Genomic DNA, 17,281 nt, shown 5'->3' with positions numbered 1-17,281 from the left:
TTCTCAGCGGCTGGGGAGAAACAGGGACACCGTCTCCAGCACATCCCAGAGCCGGTCGGAGGAACTGCCCGACGAACCCTGCCCTTCGGGGGTGAGCTGGGGTTGCGCCTCGCCCACGTCGGCGCCGGTGCGCATCCCCTCCACGCAGTTCCCGCGGATCTGCTGCAGGGTGGGCAGGTGGTATCCGTTGCGCAGTTCCCGTGCGGCCTCCCCCGTCCGGTCCTGCTTGCCCGCCGCCGCCCCCTGGAAGGCGGGGGAGAGTAGCGTGTCGTCGGCGAAGGAGAACGGGCCGGTCAGGGCGTAGTAGTTCGACTCGAACGGGTCGGGCCGCTCCGGCCAGTCCGGCCAGTTCCGTTTCCGCTGGTACTCCACCTCGTCCAGGTTTCCGCTCCAGACGTAGGCGTCCAGCATCGTCTCGGGCAGCGCCAGCTGCGGCGCGAGCAGCGGAAGCTCGACCCCCGGCGAGTGTGGCACGGCGATGATGACCTCCACCTCGGCCGGGGTGAATCCCCGCCGGGTGAGCTCCCGGTGGATCTCCCCGCGCAGGGCGGTGGCCCTCGCCCAGTCGTCGGCGGGGTAGTGGGCGGCGTCCAGTCGGCCGTGCCGGTCGATCAGGGCGTCCAGCTCCGTGAACTGCCGCTTGAGCCGGATGTCCGAGCGGATGTCGTGGACCACCGCCCGGAAATCCCGGATCAGCGCGGTCCGGTAGTCGCGCAGCTTGTCGCGGTCGGTGGCCGACGGTGCGATGGTGCAGTGCCGCTCGCCGTCGATGGTCCGGTAGCGCAGCTCCGGATCGGCCTGCGCCATCGGCGCCGCGGTCACCGCCAGAGCCACCGCCACCACTGCCGCACCCCACCGTCGATATGCCCTACCAACCATCTCGTCCAACTCTCGTCTCAGAAATCCCAGCTACCTCATCAGTTACAAGCCTTCCCAGTGAATCAGTCTCGGTGGGGGACCGCAACGGACGGGACCACGGCCCGATTACCCAACCACCCCCCGCGGGTCTAAACTGCGGAGCCATGCGTCCTGAGCTGTCCGAGTACAACCACCTCTCCGCCGGCAAGGTCCGCGAGATCTACGAGATCGACGACGAGACCCTGCTCATGGTGGTCTCCGACCGTATTTCCGCGTACGACCACATCCTCGAGCCCGAGATCCCCGACAAGGGGCGCGTGCTCACCGCGATGAGCGTGTTCTTCTTCAACGCCATCGACTTCCCGAACCACCTCGCCGGCCCGGTCGACGATCCGCGCATCCCCGAGGAGGTCCTCGGGCGCGCGCTGGTGGTCAAGAAGCTGCGGATGCTGCCCTTCGAGTGCGTGGCCCGCGGTTATCTCACCGGCTCCGGCCTCGCCGAGTACCGCGCCGACGGCACCGTCTGCGGTATCGAGCTGCCCGCCGGCCTGACCGAGTCCTCCCGACTGGCCGAGCCGATCTTCACCCCGGCCACCAAGGCCGAGCTCGGCGACCACGACGAGAACGTCTCCTTCGACGCGGTCGTTGCCAAGCTGGGGCAGGCGCGCGCCGACGAGCTGCGTGAGGCCACCCTGCGCATCTACTCCGAGGCCGCCGCCCTGGCGGAGGACAAGGGCATCATCCTGGCCGACACGAAGTTCGAGTTCGGTCTCGACGCCGACGGCACCCTGGTGCTCGCCGACGAGGTGCTCACCCCCGACTCCTCCCGCTACTGGCCCGCCGAGGGGTACGGGGAGGGCAAGGTCCAGCCCAGCTTCGACAAGCAGTACGTGCGCAACTGGCTCACCGGGCCGAAGTCCGGCTGGGACAAGAACGGTCCGACCCCGCCGCCGGCCCTGCCGGGTTCCGTCGTCGAGGCCACCCGGGAGCGCTACGTCGAGGCCTACGAGCGACTCAGCGGGGAGAAGTTCTCCGACTGGGTCGGCTGCTGCGTCTGACGGGGCACGGCTACCATCGGGGGCCATGGTTAATTCCCCGGCACATTCCCCGGTCAATCCCCCGGCAGCACCCCGCCATCCTGTCACCCGCAGCTTCCACGGCCACGACTTCGTCGACGAGTACGAGTGGCTGCGGGACAAGACCGCGCAGGAGACGCTCGACTACCTCAACGCAGAGAACGACCACACCAAGGCCCGGACGGAGCACCTGGAGCAGCTCGCGGAGAACATCTACTCCGAGATCAAGTCCCGGGTGAAGCAGACCGACATGTCCATCCCGGTGCGTTCCGGCGACCACTGGTATTACGGGCGCACCGAGGAGGGCAAGGACTACGGCTACTCCTGCCGTATCCCCGTCGCCGAGGCCGACGACCCCTGGGTCCCGCCCGTCATCCCGGACGACGGGCCGGTCGAGGGCGAGCAGATCCTCCTCGACCTCAACGCCATGGCGGAGGGCCACGAGTTCTTCTCCCTGGGTGCCTCCAGCGTGACGCTGTCCGGCCGCTACCTCGCCTATTCCGTCGACACGGAGGGTGACGAGCGCTTCGATCTCCACGTCAAGGACCTTGAGACCGGCGAGCTGCTCGCCGACCGCATCGAGGGCGTGTTCTACGGCGCCACCTGGGCCGGCGAGGAGTACCTGTTCTACCAGCGCGTGGACGACGCCTGGCGCCCCGACACCGTGTGGCGCCACCGGATCGGCACCCCCGTCGACGAGGACGTGTGCGTCTTCCGCGAGGAGGACGAGCGCTACTTCACCGGCATCGGCTCCACGCGCAGCGAGCGTTACCTGTTCATCGAGTCCGCCTCCAAGATCACCTCCGAGACCCGGGTGCTCGACCTGGATAACCCCACCGGGGAGTTCGAGGTGCTCTGGGAGCGCGAGCCCGGCGTCGAGTACACGGTCGACCACGCCGTCATCGACGGTGAGGACCGCTGGGTGGTCACCCACAACGCCACCGGCCCCAACTTCGCCGTGGGGGAGTGCGCGGCTCTGCGTGGCGACGCCCTGCCCGGCCTGCGCGAGCTCACCGAGCTCATCACCCACCGCGACGACGTCCGCATCGAGGGCGTCGACACGTACCAGCACCAGATCATCGCCGCCTACCGGCGCGGTGCGATCGGCCGCCTGGCGGTCATGGTGCTGCCGGAGTCCGGCTACGGCGAGTTCACCGAGCTCGACTTCGACGAGGAGCTCTACACCGCCGGTGCCCTGGGGAACCCGGAGTGGGACGCCCCCGTCATCCGCATCTCCTACGGTTCCTTCACCACCCCGGCGCGCCTCTACGACTACCGCGTGGCCACCGGCGAGTACACCCTGCTCAAGGAGCAGGAGGTTCTCGGCGGCTACCACCGGGAGGACTACACCGCCTACCGGCTGTGGACCACCGCCGCCGACGGGGAGCGGATCCCGGTCTCGGTCGTCCACCGTGCCGACCTCGACGTCGACAAGCCGCAGCCCACCCTGCTCTACGGCTACGGCTCCTACGAGTCCAGCATCGACCCCGGCTTTTCCATCGCGCGGCTTTCCCTGATGGACCGCGGCATGATCTTCGCCGTCGCGCACGTCCGCGGCGGCGGCGAGATGGGCCGGGCCTGGTACGACAACGGCAAGCAGCTGAGCAAGAAGAACACCTTCACCGACTTCATCGACGTCGCCGATGACCTCATCGCCCGCGGTGTGACCGAGCCGTCCAGGCTGGTCGCCGAGGGCGGATCCGCCGGCGGCATGCTCATGGGAGCCGTGGCCAATCTGGCCGGCGACCGCTTCGCCGGCATCCAGGCCGTCGTCCCCTTCGTCGACCCGCTGACCTCCATGCTCATGCCGGAGCTTCCGCTGACCGTCACCGAGTGGGACGAGTGGGGCGATCCGTTCCACGACCCGGAGGTCTACGACTACATGGCCTCCTACGCGCCCTACGAGAACGTCGAGGCCAAGGACTACCCCGATATCCTGGCGGTCACGAGCCTGAACGACACCCGCGTGCTCTACGTGGAGCCGGCGAAGTGGATCGCCAGGCTGCGCGCCACGGCCACTGGGGGCGAGTTCCTGCTCAAGACCGAGATGTCCGCCGGACACGGGGGAGTGTCGGGCCGCTACTCCAAGTGGCGCCAGACCGCCTTCGAGTACGCCTGGACCGCGAACAAGGCCGCGGGGGTGGCTGAGTAGAAGCAAGGTCAGGCCGACTCGGGCGAGTGTCTTGGCCCGATCGGGCATGACCGGATGCGCAATCACAAAAGGTATGATCACAATCACCCCCGGGGGTGGCTAGTTTGTTCGCCTAATGAACCGTGACGCATAATTCCCCGCGTCAATCGGTGTGTGGCACATCACCGCTGCCGTCGACGATTGCGCCGCCCGGCCCGAGACGAATTTTCCGGATTTCCGCCCCACCCTTCCCGGATGATGGGGTTCCTGTTCTGATCCCCGGGCGCCGACCACGAGTTCCCCTCGGCGTGTGTGGTGCCCGGAGGGTAATCCCCCGTCGCCACGTGCACCCTGAAAGCACCCAACGGAAAGAACAAGCATGGCTGACAAGGCCGCATCCCACCCGGTTCCGAACCCCGGCTCGCCGAAGATCGCCGAGCGCGGGAAGAAGAAGGACAACACCCACTGGCTCTATATCGGCGTGATCGTCGCCGTTATCGCCGGAATCATCTTCGGCCTGGTCGCCCCGGAGGTGGCCTCCGGCTTCAAAATCCTCGGCACGATGTTCGTCGATCTCATCACGATGGTCATCACTCCGGTCATCTTCTGCACCATCGTGCTCGGTATCGGCTCGGTCCGTGCCGCGGCGTCGGTGGGCAAGGCCGGCGGCATCGCCCTGGTCTACTTCATCACCATGTCCACCCTCGCCCTGGGCATCGGCCTGGTCGTCGGCAACCTGATCAACCCCGGCTCGGGATTGAACATCGAGGCCACCAGGGGTGATGCCGCGTCGCTGGCCGGCGGGGGCCACGGGGACGGCGCCGACGAGGGGCTGGTCGGCTTCATCCAGTCGATCATCCCGGACACCTTCTTCTCCGCCTTCACTTCCGGCTCCGTCCTGCAGGTTCTGTTCGTCGCGCTGATCGTCGGCTTCGCCGTCCAGGCCATGGGCAGACAGGGTGAGCCGATCCTGGACTTCGTCGCCGCACTGCAGAAGCTGGTCTTCAAGATCCTCTCCGGCATTCTGTGGCTCGCCCCGGTCGGTGCCTTCGGCGCCATCGCCGGTGTCGTCGCCTCCACCGGTTTCGACGCCGTTCTCCAGCTGGGCGTGCTCATGCTGGCCTTCTATGTCACCTGCGTGATCTTCATCTTCGGTGTCCTGGGCTTCGTTCTGAAGACGTTCACCGGCTTCTCCATCTTCAAACTGGTCAAGTACCTGGCCCGCGAGTACCTGCTCATCTTCGCCACCTCCTCCTCTGAGTCGGCCCTGCCGAACCTGATGCGCAAGATGGAGCACGTCGGCGTCGGTAAATCCACCGTCGGCATCGTCGTACCCACCGGTTATTCCTTCAACCTGGACGGCACCGCCATCTATCTGACGATGGCCGCAATCTTCATCTCTGACGCCATGAGCATGCCCATGTCCACCGGCGAGCAGATCTCCCTGCTGGTCTTCATGATCATCGCCTCCAAGGGTGCCGCCGGCGTCTCCGGCGCGGGCATCGCCACCCTGGCCGCCGGGCTGCAGTCCCACCGCCCCGAGCTGCTCGACGGCGTCGGCCTCATCGTCGGCATCGACCGCTTCATGTCGGAGGCCCGTGCACTGACGAACTTCTCCGGCAATGCCGTGGCCACCCTCCTCGTGGGCACCTGGACCGGCACCATCGACAAGGGCCGGGTCAAGCGCGTCCTCAACGGCGAGGAGCCGTATGTGGAGGGGACCGACGAGCCTGATGACCACGACGACCACGACGTCCACGAAGATCACGGTGTCCACGCCGTCGAGCTGCAGCCGACGCCGCAGACCGGTTCCGAGAGGTACGGGACGCCGGAGAGATAGGGCGCTTTCCGGTGCCGTCCGCGGTGATCTGAGCTACTCGCCGCGACAGGGCGGGCCGGGCGTGGGATAATCGGCGGCATGCACGGCCACCTCCTGGTATCGATCTCCAGTATCTTCGATGAGACCCGGGCGGCGGTGGCGGAGATGGTCGACGCCCTGGACGGAGCGGGCATCCCCGTCTCCCTGCTGGTGGCACCCCATATCGACGGCAACTGGCGCCTGGCCCGCGACGAGCGGACGCGCGACTGGCTGCTCGCCCAGCAGAAGGCCGGGCGGGCGATCATCCTCAACGGCTTCGACCGGGCGGTCCAGGGGCGTCGCGCCGAGTTCGCGAACCTCGACGCCCACGAGGCCCGCCTGCGGCTGGCCGGCGCGACCCGGCAGATGTCCCGCATCGGCTTCGACACGGATATCTTCGCCCCGCCGCGCTGGCGACTGTCCCCGGGCACCCTTGAGGTGCTGCCGCAGTTCGGTTTCCGGCTCGCGGCGTCGACACGTGGCCTGCACCACCTGCCTGACGGGGAGTTCCACCAGTGCCGCAACCTTTCCGTCGGCGAGGGTTTCGGGGCCGCGAAGTGGTGGCGCCGCAACGTCATCCGCGCCGCCGAGCGGGGCGCGGCCAGCGGCAACTCCATCCGCCTGTCCGTTTCGGGGCGCAACCTGCTTGACGCGAAGGTGGCCAGGGACGTCCGCCACGCCGCGATCCGCGCCGTCGCCGCCGGGGCGCGGCCGGGCGACTACCGGATCTTCGCCCCGGTCTGAGGTGGTGTCTCCGGGCCGGTTTCCGGCGTCCCGTTTTTCCGGAAACGGAGGTGATCGGGCGGTATAGTTCTCGACGAACGTGTCCTGCATTACATGTTCGCCCCTGATGGGCCCCTGATGAAGGAGAACTCCGCCATGACCCTCGCCATGACCATGGAATCTCGGCTGATCATCGACAACGAGGCCCGTCCGGCCTCCGGTGGCGCCACCTTCGAGCGCCGGCACGCGCAGGAGGGGCACGTCGTCACCACCTGTGCGGCCGCGACGGTGGAGGACGCCGTCGCCGCCGTCGAGTCCGCCGCGAGGGCCTTCCCGAGCTGGGCCGCGACCGGTCCGACCGAGCGTCGCCGCATCCTGCTCAAGGCCGCTGACCTGCTGGAGGAGCGGTCGGGGGAGTTCATCGAGACGATGATGGCGGAGATCTCCGCGCCCGCGGACTGGGCCGGTTTCAACGTCTTCCTGACCACCCAGTGCCTGCGGGAGGCCGCCGGTCTCGCGTCCCAGCTGGTCGGCGAGACCATGCCGAACGACCGGGGAGTGCTGTCGATGACCGTGCGCCAGCCCGCCGGCGTGGTGCTGAGCATGGCGCCGTGGAACGCCCCCGGCGTGCTGGGGATGCGCGCGCTGGCGTACCCGATCGTGTGCGGCAACCCGGTCGTCTTCCGGGCCTCCGAGGGCAGCCCGCGGACCCACCAGATGCTCGTCGAGGTTCTCAACGACGCGGGTCTGCCGCCGGGGGTGGCGAACTTCCTCACCAACGCGCCCGAGGACTCCGACACCGTCGTCAGCGCGGTGATCGAGCACCCGGCCGTGCGCCGCATCAACTTCACCGGCTCCACGAAGGTCGGCCGCATCATCGCGGAGAAGGCCGCCCGCCACCTCAAGCCGGTGCTGCTCGAGCTCGGTGGCAAGGCCCCGCTGGTGGTGCTGGACGACGCCGACGTCGACGGCGCCGTCAACGCCGCGGTCTTCGGCGCGTTCATGTACCAGGGGCAGATCTGCATGTCGACCGAGCGCATCGTCCTGGACGAGAAGATCGCCGATGAGTTCATGGAGAAGTTCACCGCCCGCGTCGGCGAGCTCCGTCCCGGCGATCCCACCGAGGACGAGGCCGTGCAGATCGGCTACGTCTACCAGCCGCAGACCGGTGAGCGGATCAACGCGATGATCGACGACGCCGTCGGCAAGGGCGCGACGATCGCGGTCGGCGGGCGCGCGGACAACGCGGCCCTGCCGGCGACGGTCCTCGACCACGTTGTCCCGGAGATGGAGATCTACCACGCTGAGACCTTCGCCCCGATCACCACCGTGGTGCGCGTCAACGGCTACGACGAGGCGATCGCCACCGCCAATGACACCGAGTACGGCCTGGCGGCGGCCGTCCACGGCGCCGATTCCTTCCGTACCCTGCAGGCGGCGATGGCGATTCAGGCGGGCCATGTCCACATCAACGGCGCCACCGTGCAGAACGACGCGAACGCACCGTTCGGCGGCATGAAGAACAGCGGCTACGGACGGTTCGACGGCCGCAGCGTCATCCGCGAGTTCACCGAGGAGAAGTGGATCACCATCGAGAATCCCCGGCAGGGCTACGCGTTGTAGGGCTAGCCTGGCGGGTATGACCGACACCGCACTGACTGACATTCAGCTGAACCTCAACGACGCGACCGACACGACCCTGGGAGACCTGGCACCGGGCAAGCTCGTGCTCATCGTCAACACCGCCTCCGAGTGCGGGTTCACCCCGCAGTACGAGGGGCTCCAGAAGCTCCAGGACACCTACTCCGACCGCGGCTTCACCGTCCTCGGCGTGCCCTGCAACCAGTTCGGTGGCCAGGAGCCGGGGACCGACGAGGAGATCAAGGAGTTCTGCTCGTCCAGCTTCTCCGTGACCTTCCCGCTGCTGTCCAAGGTCGAGGTCAACGGCACGGGCGCACACCCGCTGTTCCGGCAGCTGACCGCCATCGCGGACGCCGAGGGCGAGGGCGGCGACGTGAAGTGGAACTTCGAGAAGTTCCTCGTCGCCCCCGACGGTGAGGTACTGGGCCGTTTCCGCTCTCGGACCGAGCCGCAGGACCCGCAGCTGGTCGAGCTGATCGAGGAGAACCTGCCGGGCTGACGGGCCCGACGGACCGGGTCTACGCCGGAACGAGGACACCCCGCCCGCACCGTCAACGGTGCAGGCGGGGTGTCGGTGATTCGGAAGGGGGTGGAATTCCCCGACTGTTCCAGCTAGCGGAAGAGGGACAGGAACTGGTCGACGATGCGACCGAGGAGGCCACCCAGATCCGCGAAGAGCTGCCCGATGAAGCCGGAGCTGCTACCGCCGGACTGGGCGTCCCGGTCGTCGGTGGCGGTGACGCGTCCGAGGTCCTGGGTGGTGCCGTCGGTGTAGGACACGATCAGGTGGCCCTCGTCGTTGATCTCGAAGGAGTCGACGCCGCGACCGTCGGTACCGTCAAGGCCATCCTCGCCGTCCTCGCCGTCGGTGGCGGTGACGCGTCCGAGGTCCTGGGTGGTGCCGTCGGAGTAGGTGGCGATCAGGTGGCCTTCGTCGTTGATCTCGAGCGTGTCGATGCCACGGCCGTCCTCACCGTCGGTGCCGTCGGTGCCGTCAAGGCCGTCCGCACCGGCGATCCGGCCCAGGTCCTGGGTGGTGCCGTCGGTGTAGGACACGATCAGGTGGCCTTCGTCGTTGATCTCGAGCGTGTCGATGCCACGGCCGTCCTCACCATCCTGGCCGACGAAGCCGGGGAGGGGACCGAAGTTCTGCTCGGTGCCGTCGGTGAAGGTGATGATCAGCTCACCCTCGGTGTTGATCAGCAGGCCGGCGATGCCCGCCGGCCGCTCCGGATCGGCCGGCTCCTCCGGCTGGCCGGGCTCCCCGGCCTCGCCGAGATTGAAGCCCACCTTGATCGGGTCATGGTCGGAGGAGCGGAACGGGGAGTCGTCGTGGAAGTCGACGATGTTGTAGTTCCGGCGCGAGTACTCGAACGCGACCGGCTCGTCGGCGTTGATGTTCCACACGCGCGCGTCCTGAATCAGCTCCATGGCCGCCTCATTGCCCAGCGCGTGATCCAGGGAGCCGAGACGGCCACCGAACTGGTAGGTCGGCTCGCCGCCCGCGAAGGCGGTGTTGATGTTGGTGTAGCCGGCGTTCTCGAGGACCGTCATCGCGGTCTCGCGCGAGTAGGCGTTGAGGTCGCCGAGGATGAAGGTGGGCTTGCCCTCCCAGTCCTCCTGCTGCCCGAGGTGGTCGAGCAGTGCCTGGGACTGGTTGGCGCGCACGTTGGGGTTGTTGCCCTGGCCGTCCCCGGTGGCCTCGTCGCCCCGGGTCACGGAGCCCTTGGACTTGAAGTGGTTGACCACCGCGACGAAGGACTCGCCGGAACCGTCGACCGGGGCGAACTCCTGAGCCAGCGGCTGGCGGGCGGTGCCGGTGTAGACCTGGTCATCGAAGATGCGGGACTCGCCGACCGGCTCCACGGTGTCCGGGTTGTAGATGAAGGCCACGCGGATGTAGTCCTCGTCGGTGCCCAGCTGCGCCGGGGACTCGACGTACGCCCAGCGCTCCTCGCCGACGGCGGCGTTCAGGGCGTCGACAAGCGTGGCCAGTGACTCGTCGCGGCGCTCGACCTCGCCGGTGACGGTGGCGGTGTTCTCGATCTCCTCGAGGCCGAGGACGTCGACGTCGAGTGCGTTGATCGCGGCGACGATCTTGTCCTGCTGGTCGGCGAGGGCCTCTTCGGTGTAGGCGCCTCGCACGTCGCAGTAGTCGGCGGCGACCGGGGTGCCGTGCATGTCCTCATAGGCCTCGCAGCCCGGCTCGTCCTGGCCCAGGGAGGTGAAGTAGTTCAGGACGTTGAAGGAGGCGATGGAGTAGTCGCCCTCCACGGTGTCAATGGCGCCGATCTCGGCCGCGCGGGAATCCTCCCAGGCGATCGGAAGCTCCTCGGCGGAGTTGTGGCCCGTGATCGGGGTGGTCGGCTGGAAGCGCCACAGGTCGTGGTCATAGTGGACGACCACCGGGTGCTGGAAGTCGACGGTGTCGCCGGTGCGGATCGACTGGTGCACCTCGCCGTCGGCGGTGATGTACGGCAGCGGGGTCTTCGTGTCGGTGTTCATGTAGTTGCGGGTGCGGCCGTCGTCGAGGGTGACCTCCTGGGCCGCCTGTTCCGCCATCAGCTGCTGCACCGGCGAGCTCGGATCCGTGTCCGGCGCATGCACGTCGGTGCCCTGGCGGAAGGCCTCGGTGCCCGGGGCCAGCCCGATCTCGCCGTAGGTGTTCAGCGCGTAGTTGTTGGTCACCGTGTAGTCGCCGGTCGGCAGGACCAGCATGGACTCGTAGGCCTCGCGGGCCTGGTCACCCGCGGGCAGGTGCTCGATGGTGACCGGATCGACCGGGGCGAAGGTCTCGGCCGCGGCGGTGACCGTCGCGTCGCTCAGCTGAGTTGTCCCGTAGTGCTCGCCGGCCTGACCGGTGACGGTCAGCGACTCGCCGATCTCCGGGTAGGAACCCGAGTTGCCCAGGTGGACGAAGATGCCGTGGGAGGCGTCACCGGTGGTCTGCTCCTCGCCACCGGTGCCCGGGGTCTGGAGGTAGAAGCCGTCGCGGCCGCCCTCGGCATAGACCCCCGTGACGACGCCCGTGGTGGTCACCGTCTGCCCCGCCAGCGGGGTGGCGTCGCCGGTGCCCTGGATCTCGGCGATGGGGATGACTTCGCCGGGCTCGGGCGGATCGACGGGGAGCTCGGGGTCCGCGGCGCCTCCGGAGGTCTCACCCGCGGCGTTGGTCGGGGACGGGCTACCCACGGTGAAGTCGGCGGCGTTGTCGTCGGTGTCCACGCCGGGAGTGGTGCGTTGAACGGAGGTCGAGTTGGAGGTGCTCTGGGCGGGGGAGCCCTCGGCGACGGAGTTGCCGCCCCAGCCGACCAGGTCGACATCATTGCCTTCTGCGTCTCTGACGCGAATGGCGGCACTACTTGCCCCAATGGTCAGTACGTTGTCATCGGTGGCGTAGTCGGGGGTGGGCAGGGCGCCGGTATCGCTGTTGCCGCTGGCCGCCTGAATGAGGAAATGTGCGCCGGGTTGGATGGTGCCGTTGAGGGCGGCGACATCGCTCTGCTCGTTTCCGTTTCCGGAGTAGCGGACAACGGTCCAACCATCGAGGGAGACCGGTTCGTCGGTTGGGTTGTACAGCTCCACGAAATCATTGGAATAGACGGAGCCGGAGTTTCCGCCACCCCCGTAGACCTCGTTGATGACGACATTGCTGCCGTCCGCTGCCGCGGTGGCCGTGGGGACGAGCAGGACGCTGGCCGCCGTGGCGGCGGCCACTCCGACGGCCAGCGTGCGCGACCGGCGGGCGGAGAAGGGGGACAGGGACATGTGTGTGCCTTCGTGGTTATCGGTTGAGCATCAGTAATTGACGACGGCGCCCTGGCCGGTGCGCGGAGCATCAGTGCGCGGTCCGTCAGGGCGTCGTCGGTGGTGAGGGCGTTGCGCCATAGATAGTCCTAATGGATGGGCGCGAATTCTGCAGAGGATGCTTTCCGTGTCGCCTGGGGGTTCACTGCGGGGTGGGGGAGAATTCATCATCCCTTCACTTCGTGGAGATTCAGGCTTTACCGCGGAAGCTCCGGGGCCTGGCCGGCACCGGGAAACGGAGGCGGCGGACGTCAACTGGAACGCGACGTCGATAAGCGGTTCTACCTGCGCCGGACGGGTGCTTCCCGGCTTTAGGGGGATTTGCTTTCGCACGCTAGACTAAAAGACGACCAATTCCGGCGAAGATAGGGAAAACAGTGGCCCGTGTTGTTGTGAATGTCATGCCGAAGGCGGAGATCCTGGACCCTCAGGGTCAGGCCGTTCATCGTGCCCTGGGGCGGATCGGTGTCACCGGCGTCAGCGATGTCCGCCAGGGCAAGCGTTTCGAGCTGGAGGTCGACGACTCCGTCTCCTCCGCCGATCTGGAGAAGGTCGCCGAGACGTTGCTGGCCAACACCGTCATCGAGGACTTCGAGGTGGTTGGTGTGGAGGTCGCCCAGTGACCGCCAAGATCGGAGTCATCACGTTCCCGGGCACGCTCGACGACGTCGACGCTCTCCGGGCCGTGCGTATCGCCGGCGCCGAGCCGGTCAACCTCTGGCACGCCGACACCGACCTCAGGGGCGTCGACGCCGTCGTCGTCCCCGGGGGGTTCTCCTACGGTGACTACCTGCGTTCCGGTGCGATCTCCGCGCTCGCCCCGGTGATGCGTTCGGTCGTCGAGGCCGCGGGCAAGGGCATGCCGGTGCTCGGCATCTGCAACGGTTTCCAGATCCTCACCGAGGCGGGTCTCCTGCCGGGTGCGCTCACCCGCAACGAGGGCCTGCACTTCCACTGCACCGACACCTACCTCGAGGTGGTCAACAACACCACCGCGTGGACCACGGACTACGGGATCGGCCAGCGGATCCTGGTGCCGGCCAAGCACGGTGAGGGCCGCTTCCAGGCCTCCGCGGAAACCGTCGCCGAGCTGGAGGGGGAGGGCCGCGTGGTCTTCCGCTACACCGACAACTACAACGGTTCCGTCAACGGCATCGCCGGCATCACCGACGCCGCCGGCCGCGTCGTCGGACTCATGCCGCACCCCGAGCACGCCGTCGAGACGCTCACCGGCCCGTCCACCGACGGTCTCGGCCTGTTCCTGTCCGCCATCGGCAAGATCGCCGCCTAAGGAAGGTTGGTTAACACATGACCGTCCACAACGACACCGTCGCAGCGGCCCAGGCCGATCCGGACGCCCCCCAGCCCTACGCCGAGCTGGGTCTGCGGGACGAGGAGTACGCCCGCATCAAGGAGATCCTCGGCCGGCGCCCCTCGGACGCGGAGCTGACTGTCTACTCCGTGATGTGGTCCGAGCACTGCTCCTACAAGTCCTCGAAGACGCACTTGCGCTACTTCGGCGAGACCACCACCCCGGAGATGTCCGAGAAGATCCTCGCCGGTATCGGTGAGAACGCCGGCGTGGTCGACATCGGGGACGGCAACGCCGTCACCTTCCGCGTCGAATCCCACAACCACCCCTCCTACGTCGAGCCCTACCAGGGCGCGGCCACCGGCGTCGGCGGCATCGTCCGCGACATCATGGCCATGGGGGCACGCCCGATCGCCGTGATGGACCAGCTGCGCTTCGGCGCGGCCGACGCCCCGGACACCAAGCGTGTCCTGCCGGGCGTGGTCTCCGGTATCGGCGGCTACGGCAACTCCCTGGGCCTGCCGAATATCGGCGGCGAGACCGTCTTCGACGAGTCCTACGCCGGCAACCCGCTGGTCAACGCCCTGTGCGTGGGTACCCTGAAGGTCGAGGATCTCAAGCTGGCCTTCGCCTCCGGAACCGGTAACAAGGTCATGCTCTTCGGCTCCCGCACCGGCCTCGACGGCATCGGCGGCGTGTCCGTGCTGGCCTCCGAGACCTTCGAGGACGGCGCCGAGCGCAAGCTCCCGGCGGTCCAGGTCGGCGACCCCTTCGCCGAGAAGGTCCTCATCGAGTGCTGCCTCGACCTGTACCACGCCGGCGTCGTCGTCGGCATCCAGGACCTCGGCGGCGCCGGCCTGGCCTGTGCGACCTCCGAGCTGGCCGCGGCCGGTGACGGCGGCATGCGCGTCAACCTCGACGCCGTCCCGCTGCGCGCCAAGAACATGTCGGCCGCCGAGATCCTGGCCTCCGAGTCCCAGGAGCGCATGTGCGCCGTCGTCGCCCCGGAGAATGTGGAGAAGTTCTTCGAGATCTGCGCGAAGTGGGACGTCACCGCGGCCGAGATCGGCGAGGTCACCGACGAGGACGACCGCCTGGTGGTCACCCACAACGGTGAGGTGGTCATCGACGCCCCGCCGTCGAGCATCGACGACGGCCCGGTCTACGAGCGCCCCTGGGCCCGCCCGGAGTGGCAGGACGAGCTGCAGCGGTACGTCCCGGTCGAGCGCCCGGCCGACCTGAGGCGGGCCCTGCTGGACATGGTGTCCTCCCCGGCGCTGTGCTCCCGTGACTTCATCACCGAGCAGTACGACCGTTACGTGCGCGGCAACACCGTCAAGGCCAAGTACTCCGACGCCGGCGTGCTGCGCATCGACGAGGAGACCAACCGCGGCGTCGCCGTCTCCGCGGACGCCTCCGGCCGCTACACCAGGCTGGACCCGAACACCGGCGCCCGCCTGGCCCTGGCCGAGGCCTACCGCAACGTCGCCGTCACCGGCGCGAAACCCGTCGCCGTGACCAACTGCCTCAACTACGGCTCCCCGGAGAATCCGGACGTGATGTGGCAGTTCCGCGAGTCCGTCCACGGGCTGGCCGACGGCGCGAAGGAGCTGGGCATCCCGGTCTCCGGCGGCAACGTCTCCTTCTACAACCAGACCGGCGACGAGCCGATCCTGCCGACCCCGGTCGTCGGCGTCCTCGGCGTCATCGACGATGTCCACGACGCCATCGGCCACGACCTCGGCACCGTCGACGAGCCGGAGGTGCTCATCCTGCTGGGCGCCACCCGCGACGAGTTCGGAGGCTCCATCTGGCAGCAGGTCTCCGGCGGCGGGCTCAACGGCCTGCCCCCACAGGTGGACCTGGCCGACGAGGAGCGTCTGGCGGACTTCTTCGTGGGCAACACCATGCTGACCGCCGCCCATGACCTCTCCGAGGGCGGCCTGGCCCAGGCGGTCGTCGAGATGGCCGTCCGCGCCGACCGCGGGGTGGAGCTGGATCTGTCCGGCGTCCACGACGACGCCTTCGTCGCCCTGTTCTCCGAGTCCGCCTCCCGCGCCCTGGTCGCCACCACCGCCGATCACGTCGACGGCGTGCTGGCCCGGGCCGCGGAGCTGGGTGTGCCGGCCGTGCAGGTCGGCAGCACCGCCGAGGGCCGGGACCTGAGCTTCGGCGAGGTCACCGTCCCGGTCGCCGAGCTGCGCGAGGCCTGGTCTTCCACCCTGCCGGAGCTGTTCGGCCACGCCGTCGGCGCCAACGCGGTCGTCGAGTAGCAGCTGACGCGCACAGACGCCCCCGTCATCCCCTCAGCGGACGACGGGGGCGTTTCGTGTTCTCAGGGTGCCGCGGGCGAAGGCACGCTCGTGACCACCGGGCTTCGAGGGCGAACACCGCGGTATCCTCGTTCGTCGGCGTGGCTGACCCGGGGAATGCCCCGCGCAACGGCGACCTTGGCGTTGGCGGGGGAGCGGCCCGGACGAGTAGACTTTACGCGTTCGTAGCTTACTGGACCGAAGGCAGGTACTCCGTGGCTGAGGAAACCCCCGATACCGGGGCAGTGGGGGGAAACCGCGACCGTGGGGGCAATGATGAACCGCTGATCCAGCTGACCCGCTGGGTGATCGACCGCGGCCAGCGTCCTGCCACGCGCGGCTGGTTCCACCTGATCGCCGCGTTCCTGTCCGTCATATCCGGCTCCGTGCTGTCCACCTACGCGTGGATGACCCTGCCCTGGGGACAGGCGTTCGGCGTGACGGTCTACGCGGTCGGGGTCTTCGTGCTCTTCGCCGTCTCCGCGATGTACCACCGCGGCCCCTGGCGCAGCATGCGCACCGTGCAGTGGTGGCGCCGGGCCGATCACGCCACCATCGCCGTGTTCATCGCCGCGACCTACACGCCGCTGTGCCTGATCATCCTGGAGCCGAGGACGGCGACGTGGATGCTCACCACCGCCTGGGTGGGGGCCCTGGCCGGCGTGGTGCTCAACCTCGTCTGGATCGCCCACCCGCGCTGGCTGGCGGTGGCGGTCTATCTGGTGCTCGGCTGGTTGATCGTGCCGCTCATCCCGCAGCTGTGGTCGAACGCCGGGCCGTTGGTCGTGTGGCTGCTGCTCATCGGTGGCGTCGTCTACTCCCTCGGTGCGCTGATCTACGGCTTCCGCTGGCCGGGCCGCAACGCCCGCATGTTCGGCTACCACGAGTACTTCCACGCCACGACCATCGTCGCCGCCATCATCCACCTGGTGGCGGTGTGGATCGTCGTGGTGCAGGGCTAGCTCCGGACCTCGGCGCGGGTCAGTCCAGCGGCAGGGGCAGCGGCCGGTCCCGGACCACCGAGCGCATCACGAGCGTCGAGTTGATCTTCTCCACCCCGGGCAGCGTGCCCAGGCGGTCGTCGCGGATGCGCTGGTAGTCCGCCAGATCCCGGGCCACGAGCCGGACCAGGAAGTCGGGGTCGCCGAACAGCCGCTCGGCGGTGAGCACCTCGGGGATCGCCGCGATCTCCTCCTCCAGCGCCGCGACCGTGGCCCGGTCCTCCCGGCCGAGAGTGATGAAGGCCGTGACCTGCATCCCGAAGCCCGCCGCCGCCGGATTCACCCGCGTGTGGAACGCCTCGATCACGCCCCCGTTCTCCAGTGCGCGCAGCCGCCGCAGGCAGGTCGACGACGACACCCCGGTGTGGTGGGACAGCTCAGCGGCGGTGATCCGCGCATTCTCCTGCACGAGCGCCAGAATCTTCCGGTCAATGGCATCCATGTGACGGATTCTTGCACAGGCCGCGGGAAAAACCACGTCAATGACGTGAAACGCCGGTATTTTCCGTACCGCCGCTGAACAGGCACGATGACGGCATCCTCACCACCGGGAGAAAGGGGG

The 17,281-nt window shown here is 68.2% G+C and carries 13 protein-coding genes; 10 read left to right on the top strand and 3 right to left on the bottom strand.

Going from position 1 to position 17,281, the window contains the following annotated elements; genetic code table 11:
• Nucleotides 1-3 precede the first annotated feature (3 nt).
• On the bottom strand, nt 4-843 hold the full coding sequence (locus A605_RS12150) for a hypothetical protein (RefSeq protein WP_015401800.1): 840 nt from the start codon (nt 841-843) through the stop codon (nt 4-6).
• A gap of 179 nt (nt 844-1,022) precedes the next feature.
• On the opposite strand from A605_RS12150, the gene A605_RS12145 reads away from it, so the two are divergent.
• The 6 genes from A605_RS12145 (at nt 1,023) to A605_RS12120 (ending at nt 8,786) form a co-directional block, all read left to right on the top strand.
• On the top strand, nt 1,023-1,916 hold the full coding sequence (locus A605_RS12145) for a phosphoribosylaminoimidazolesuccinocarboxamide synthase (protein WP_015401799.1): 894 nt from the start codon (nt 1,023-1,025) through the stop codon (nt 1,914-1,916).
• Nucleotides 1,917-1,941: 25 nt separating this feature from the next.
• On the top strand, nt 1,942-4,086 hold the full coding sequence (locus A605_RS12140; RefSeq protein WP_015401798.1) for a S9 family peptidase: 2,145 nt from the start codon (nt 1,942-1,944) through the stop codon (nt 4,084-4,086).
• Nucleotides 4,087-4,444: 358 nt separating this feature from the next.
• On the top strand, nt 4,445-5,905 hold the full coding sequence (locus A605_RS12135; RefSeq protein WP_015401797.1) for a C4-dicarboxylate transporter DctA: 1,461 nt from the start codon (nt 4,445-4,447) through the stop codon (nt 5,903-5,905).
• A 78-nt stretch (nt 5,906-5,983) separates the two neighbouring features.
• The gene (locus A605_RS12130) at nt 5,984-6,667 is read left to right on the top strand and encodes a DUF2334 domain-containing protein (RefSeq protein ID WP_015401796.1); all 684 of its coding nucleotides are present in this window, start codon (nt 5,984-5,986) and stop codon (nt 6,665-6,667) included.
• 93 nt (nt 6,668-6,760) lie between these two features.
• Nucleotides 6,761-8,269, top strand: a complete 1,509-nt coding sequence (locus tag A605_RS12125) for an aldehyde dehydrogenase (protein ID WP_244428984.1) — start codon at nt 6,761-6,763, stop codon at nt 8,267-8,269.
• Nucleotides 8,270-8,285: 16 nt separating this feature from the next.
• Nucleotides 8,286-8,786: a glutathione peroxidase gene (locus A605_RS12120; RefSeq protein WP_015401794.1), complete on the top strand. Its 501-nt coding sequence runs from the start codon at nt 8,286-8,288 to the stop codon at nt 8,784-8,786.
• Between the two features lie 113 nt (nt 8,787-8,899).
• Here A605_RS12120 and A605_RS12115 read toward each other — a convergent pair whose 3' ends face one another.
• Nucleotides 8,900-12,055, bottom strand: coding sequence for an ExeM/NucH family extracellular endonuclease (locus A605_RS12115; RefSeq protein WP_015401793.1), 3,156 nt, complete (start codon nt 12,053-12,055; stop codon nt 8,900-8,902).
• Between the two features lie 416 nt (nt 12,056-12,471).
• On the opposite strand from A605_RS12115, the gene purS reads away from it, so the two are divergent.
• From purS to trhA, 4 genes are all read left to right on the top strand, one after another.
• Entirely contained in the window at nt 12,472-12,717 is a 246-nt protein-coding gene (gene purS, locus A605_RS12110) for a phosphoribosylformylglycinamidine synthase subunit PurS (protein ID WP_015401792.1), read from the top strand.
• On the top strand, nt 12,714-13,385 hold the full coding sequence (gene purQ, locus A605_RS12105; RefSeq protein ID WP_015401791.1) for a phosphoribosylformylglycinamidine synthase subunit PurQ: 672 nt from the start codon (nt 12,714-12,716) through the stop codon (nt 13,383-13,385). The genes purS and purQ overlap by 4 nt, the downstream gene beginning before the upstream one ends.
• Nucleotides 13,386-13,402: 17 nt before the next feature.
• The gene (purL, locus tag A605_RS12100) at nt 13,403-15,679 is read left to right on the top strand and encodes a phosphoribosylformylglycinamidine synthase subunit PurL (protein ID WP_015401790.1); all 2,277 of its coding nucleotides are present in this window, start codon (nt 13,403-13,405) and stop codon (nt 15,677-15,679) included.
• Between the two features lie 284 nt (nt 15,680-15,963).
• Nucleotides 15,964-16,680, top strand: coding sequence for a PAQR family membrane homeostasis protein TrhA (gene trhA / locus A605_RS12095; protein WP_015401789.1), 717 nt, complete (start codon nt 15,964-15,966; stop codon nt 16,678-16,680).
• A gap of 19 nt (nt 16,681-16,699) precedes the next feature.
• Here the strand turns inward: trhA and A605_RS12090 are convergent, their stop codons facing one another.
• Nucleotides 16,700-17,161, bottom strand: coding sequence for an Lrp/AsnC family transcriptional regulator (locus A605_RS12090; protein WP_015401788.1), 462 nt, complete (start codon nt 17,159-17,161; stop codon nt 16,700-16,702).
• Nucleotides 17,162-17,281: the final 120 nt, after the last annotated feature.

It is taken from the genome of Corynebacterium halotolerans YIM 70093 = DSM 44683 (assembly GCF_000341345.1).
Lineage (GTDB): Bacteria > Actinomycetota > Actinomycetes > Mycobacteriales > Mycobacteriaceae > Corynebacterium > Corynebacterium halotolerans.
This window is presented reverse-complemented; position numbering and strand designations above follow the sequence as displayed.